This is a genomic window from Actinosynnema sp. (assembly GCF_052038725.1).
The window spans coordinates 1-4484 of sequence record NZ_JBQGCX010001286.1; the positions used below are offsets into that span (position 1 = coordinate 1).

A 4484-nucleotide genomic window follows, 5' to 3' on the forward strand; every position below is an offset into this window, starting at 1 on the left:
GCGCCGGGGGGGGGGTGGGGGGGGGGCCGGGGGGGCGGTCGGCGCGCGGGCCGGGTTGGGGGGGGGGAGCGCCCCCCCACCGACCCGGGGCCGGGCTACAACTTCCCACCAGCGCCTCACCCGCACGGGTTTCACCCGTCAGTGGGCACCCCCTGCCCAAGTTCACAGCCCGCCACCACCCACCCTTAGCCTCGGCGGGTGACGCGGCGGTTCACCCAGCCCGCACAGGCACCCTCACCCGTCTCTCGCAAGGCTTTTCACAGATACCACCAATCACGTCCCCGGTTCGGAGCAAGCGGCGGCTGTTCCACCCCAAAGGGGGCCGGCGAGTGCATAGGGTCATGAGGGTGCGCGCTTACGCCCGATTAGCGCTGGCCGGTTTCCGCCGCTACTCCACCTACCGGCGAGCGACCTTCGCGGGAATCGCCGCGAACGTGATGTTCGGCCTGCTCAGAACCGCCGTGCTCACGGCGGCCATCGCCCCTGTCGGCCACGGCGGGGGCTACGACACGACGGCGACCACGACGTACGTGTGGCTCGGGCAGGGCCTGATGGCGTTCGTGGTCCTGTGGGGCGACAGCACGCTCTCCGACCGGATCCGCACCGGCAACATCGTGGTCGACCTGTACCGCCCGTGGCACCTGCAGGCGGCGCTGTTCGCCCAGGACGTCGGCCGGGCCTGCCACGCCGCGCTGGCCAGGCTGCTGCCGCCGGTCGCGGTGGGCGCGCTGTTCTTCCCGTTCCGCTGGCCCGCCCCGGAACTCCTGCCGGTGTTCGGGGTCAGCGCGGTGCTGGGCCTGGTGGTGAGCTTCAACATCCGATTCATGATCAACTGCACCGCGTTCTGGCTGCTGGACAACCGCGGCCTGCTCAGCGTCTACGGCGTGGTCATCCCGCTGCTGTCCGGCCTGGCCGTCCCGCTGGCCTTCCTGCCCGAGTGGGGCAGGGACCTGCTGTGGTCGACCCCGTTCCCGGCGATCCTCCAGGCCCCCGTCGACGTGTTCCTCGGCGTCGGGTCGCCGTGGCTGCTGCTGAGCCACCAGGTCGTGTCCGCGATCGGCACGAGCGCGCTGGGCCACCTGGTGCTGCACACCGCCGTGCACCGGGTGGTGGTGCAGGGTGGCTGAGCCGATCTACCCGAGGCTCGTGGGCGCCCGGCTGCGCGGGCAGATGTCCTACCGGGTCTCGTTCGCGCTGGAGTGCGTCGCCCAGGCGGGCGGGCAGCTGGTCGAGCTGGTCGTGATCCTGGTGCTGTTCACCAGGATCACCGACCTCGGCGGGTTCAGCGTGCACGAGGTGCTGCTGGTCTACGCCCTGTCCAGCACCGCCTTCGGCATCGCCGACCTGACCGCGGGCCAGCTCGACGAGCTGCCGGTCTACCTGCGGGACGGCACGTTCGACGCGCTGCTCACCAGACCGCTGGGCACGCTGCCGCAGCTGATGGTGTCCGACATCCGGCTGCGCAGGCTCGGCCGGGTCGCGAGCGGCGTGGGGGTGACGGTGTACGCGCTGCTGCACAACGACATCGACTGGACGCCGTGGCTCCTGCTGCTGGCCGTCACCACCCCGCTGTGCGGCGCGGTGATCTTCGGTTCGGTGTGGGTCGCGGCGAGCGCCGTGTCGTTCTGGTTCGTCGAGGGCCAGGAGGTCGCGAACACCGTCACGCACGGCGGCAATGCGTTCGCCGCCTACCCGATCACCATCTACGGCCTCGCGCTGCGCAGGGTGATGGCGTTCGCGCTGCCGTTCGCGTTCATCGCGTACTACCCGGCCCTGGCGCTGCTGGGCCGCCCCGACCCGCTGGGCGGTCCCGGTTGGCTCGGCTGGATCTCACCGCTGATCGCGGTCGCGAGCGCCAGCGCAGCCGGGCTGGTGTGGCGCTTCGCGGTCCGCCACTACCGGGGGACAGGATCATGATCGAGGCGCGCGAGCTGTGCCGGGAGTTCACGCTCTCCCGCAAGATCGGCCGGTTCCGGCGGGAGCGGCGGGTCGTCACCGCCGTCGCCGGGGTCAGCTTCGACATCGCCGAGGGCGAGGCCGTCGGCTACGTCGGGCCCAACGGGGCGGGCAAGTCCACCACCATCAAGATGATCACCGGCATCCTGGTGCCGACGTCCGGCCGGGTGCTGGTGTCCGGCCTGGACCCGACCAGGAGCAGGCGCGAGGTGGCCAGGCGGCTGGGCGTGGTGTTCGGCCAGCGCACCCAGCTGTGGTGGGACCTGCCCCTCGTGGACAGCTTCGAGCTGCTGCGCGCCATCTACCGGGTGGACGCGCGCAGCTACGCGCGCAGGCTGGCCGAGTGCGCCGACCTGCTGGACCTCGGCCCGTTCCTGGACACGCCGGTGCGGCAGCTCTCGCTCGGGCAGCGGATGCGCGGCGAGATCACCGCCGCGCTGCTGCACGACCCGGAGCTGCTGGTGCTGGACGAGCCGACGATCGGGCTGGACCTGGAGTCGAAGGAGCGGCTGCGCGAGTTCCTGGCCGAGCTGAACGCCAAGCGCGGCACGACGCTCCTGCTGACCACGCACGACCTGGACGACATAGAGCGCCTGTGCCACCGCCTGGTCGTGATCGACCGGGGCACGGTGCTCGCCGACGGCCCGCTGAAGTACCTGCGGCACGAGGTCAGCCCGGAGCGGGTGCTGGTCGTGGAGCTCGCCGCGCCCGCCGACCTGGCCGGGCTGCCCGGCGTGGCGTCGGTGTCGGTCGAGCAGGGCGGGCTGCGGCAGCGGCTGGCGTTCCGGCGCGCCGACACCACGGCGGCGGCGCTGATCGCCCCGGGGGGGACCCGCGCCGAGGTGCTCGACCTGGTCGTGGAGGAGCCGGAGATCGGAGAAGTGGTCCGGCGGCTCTACGCGCGCCGGTAGAGTCGGACGAAACGGACGAGCCGGAGACGGGGTACCACCATGCGCGCACGACGCACCGCCGTGACGTTCCTGCTGGCGCTCGGCGTGGTCGGGTCGCTGTCGGCCTGCGAGAGCGTGCAGCAGGCCAACGAGGCCGTGAACGACGCGAGCCAGGCGCTGGACAAGGTGTCGCTGTGCACCGAGGCGCTGGCGCTGGCCGGGTTCACCCCGGACGCGACCGACCCGCAGAGGGCGCTGGAGGAGACGCAGAAGAAGGCCGAGGAGCTGGGGGCGCTGGCCGACAAGTCCGCCGACACTACGCTGCGCGAGGCCATCGAGGGCGTCTCCACGACCATGGACCAGGTCACCCTGGAGGACCTGAGCCCGTCGTCGATCGCCGAGTGGTCGCAGGAGAAGCTGGACCGGGTGGCCAGGCTGACGTCCGCCTGCGCGTGACCGCACGTCCGCCCGCGCGCCCCTGACCAGCACGATCTTGCACTTGGCGGTACTTTCGGGAGCTGTCCGATCGGATCGCGCCGGAGGTGGGCGGATGCACGCGACAGTGGGCGACGAACTTCAGGTCCAGGGGCACGTGGTCGGTATCCAGGAGCGGATCGGCGAGATCGTGGAGGTGCGGGGTCCCGAGGGGACTCCGCCCTACCTGGTCCGCTTCGACGACGGCCACGAGGGCCTGGTCTACCCCGGCCCGGACTGCCTGGTCCGCCCCAGGCCCGGCGACTAGCCGCCGGAGACCAGCGACTCGACCTCGGCCCCGTACAGCAGGGCCGGGTCGAACCCCATCAACCCGAACTGCCCGGAGACCTCCAGGCTGAGCACCCCGTGCAGCCGGGTCCAGGCCCGCAACGCGGTCAACGGCACGGAAGGGGGCATCTCCCCTCCCCCCCGAGCCGCGACCCAGCTCGCCAGCTGGACGTCCAATTCGGCCTCCCCAGCCCCGCTCACCCCATCGGCCCGCACCCGGTCGACGGTCGCACTCCCCACGTTTTTCACGCTCCGCTCACCGTGCACCTGCCGGAAAACCAGCAGGAACGCGCTCATGGCCCGGTGCGCGGTGACCACCGTGTCCTCAGGCGCCCGGTACCCCGGAACCGGCGTCCCGTACAGCAGCAGATACCGGTGCGGCTGCGCCAACGCCCACTTCCGCAACTCCCCCGCGAAGTGCCGAAACCGCGCCGCACCGCCCAACTCGGCGGTGGCGGCGACCGCAGCGTCCGCAAGCGCGGCAACATCCGCGTACGCGTCCCGGATGAGGTCCGTCAGCAGTTCCTCACGACTGCTGAAGTACCGGTAAAGCGCAGGCCCCGTGATCCCCATCCGCTTGGCGATGGCGTTGACCGACACCCCCTCGACGCCCAACGCGGCAAGCTGCTCCAACGCGATCCGCTTGGCCTCTTCCCGCGTCTCGGCGCGATAGCGCTCACGACGGGCCTGCACCACGGGGCATCACCACCTTCCACCTGACGGGCCACCCAAGCCCTCGTTCCACAGCAGCCCACCCAACCACCGCACCCCACCCCCAGCAGCCTCGCAACCCGCAAGCCAACCGCACTCGCAGCCCGCAAACCGACCGCCACGCGGGCTGCAAACCGACCGCCTCGCGGGCTGCGGGGCGAGCGC

General features: G+C 71.8%; 6 protein-coding genes. 5 read left to right on the plus strand and 1 reads right to left on the minus strand.

What is annotated here, in order from left to right; translation table 11 throughout:
• Nucleotides 1–341: 341 nt before the first annotated feature.
• From ACTUAL_RS27180 to ACTUAL_RS27200, 5 genes are all read left to right on the plus strand, one after another.
• Entirely contained in the window at nt 342–1127 is a 786-nt protein-coding gene (locus ACTUAL_RS27180) for an ABC transporter permease (RefSeq protein WP_440902237.1), read from the plus strand.
• A complete protein-coding gene (locus ACTUAL_RS27185) occupies nt 1120–1917 on the plus strand; it encodes an ABC transporter permease (protein WP_096497042.1) in 798 nt (265 codons plus the stop codon). The genes ACTUAL_RS27180 and ACTUAL_RS27185 overlap by 8 nt, the downstream gene beginning before the upstream one ends.
• Nucleotides 1914–2867 (plus strand): ABC transporter ATP-binding protein, encoded by a 954-nt coding sequence (locus tag ACTUAL_RS27190; RefSeq protein ID WP_440902238.1) that lies wholly within the window; start codon nt 1914–1916, stop codon nt 2865–2867. The genes ACTUAL_RS27185 and ACTUAL_RS27190 overlap by 4 nt, the downstream gene beginning before the upstream one ends.
• Before the next feature lie 39 nt (nt 2868–2906).
• Nucleotides 2907–3302 (plus strand): bacteriophage spanin2 family protein, encoded by a 396-nt coding sequence (locus ACTUAL_RS27195; protein ID WP_096497044.1) that lies wholly within the window; start codon nt 2907–2909, stop codon nt 3300–3302.
• 94 nt (nt 3303–3396) lie between these two features.
• Nucleotides 3397–3588 carry a DUF1918 domain-containing protein gene (locus ACTUAL_RS27200; protein WP_096497045.1) on the plus strand — a complete coding sequence of 64 codons (192 nt, stop codon included), beginning with the start codon at nt 3397–3399 and terminating at the stop codon, nt 3586–3588.
• Here ACTUAL_RS27200 and ACTUAL_RS27205 read toward each other — a convergent pair.
• Nucleotides 3585–4304 (minus strand): TetR/AcrR family transcriptional regulator, encoded by a 720-nt coding sequence (locus tag ACTUAL_RS27205; RefSeq protein ID WP_440902239.1) that lies wholly within the window; start codon nt 4302–4304, stop codon nt 3585–3587. The genes ACTUAL_RS27200 and ACTUAL_RS27205 overlap by 4 nt on opposite strands.
• Nucleotides 4305–4484: the final 180 nt, after the last annotated feature.

What these genes read in the sequence shown, in the direction of transcription:
- ACTUAL_RS27180 (WP_440902237.1), top strand. Translation starts at nt 342, where the DNA reads ATGAGGGTGCGCGCTTACGCCCGATTAGCGCTGGCCGGTTTCCGCCGC.
- ACTUAL_RS27190 (WP_440902238.1), top strand. Translation starts at nt 1,914, where the DNA reads ATGATCGAGGCGCGCGAGCTGTGCCGGGAGTTCACGCTCTCCCGCAAG.
- ACTUAL_RS27195 (WP_096497044.1), top strand. Translation starts at nt 2,907, where the DNA reads ATGCGCGCACGACGCACCGCCGTGACGTTCCTGCTGGCGCTCGGCGTG.
- ACTUAL_RS27200 (WP_096497045.1), top strand. Translation starts at nt 3,397, where the DNA reads ATGCACGCGACAGTGGGCGACGAACTTCAGGTCCAGGGGCACGTGGTC.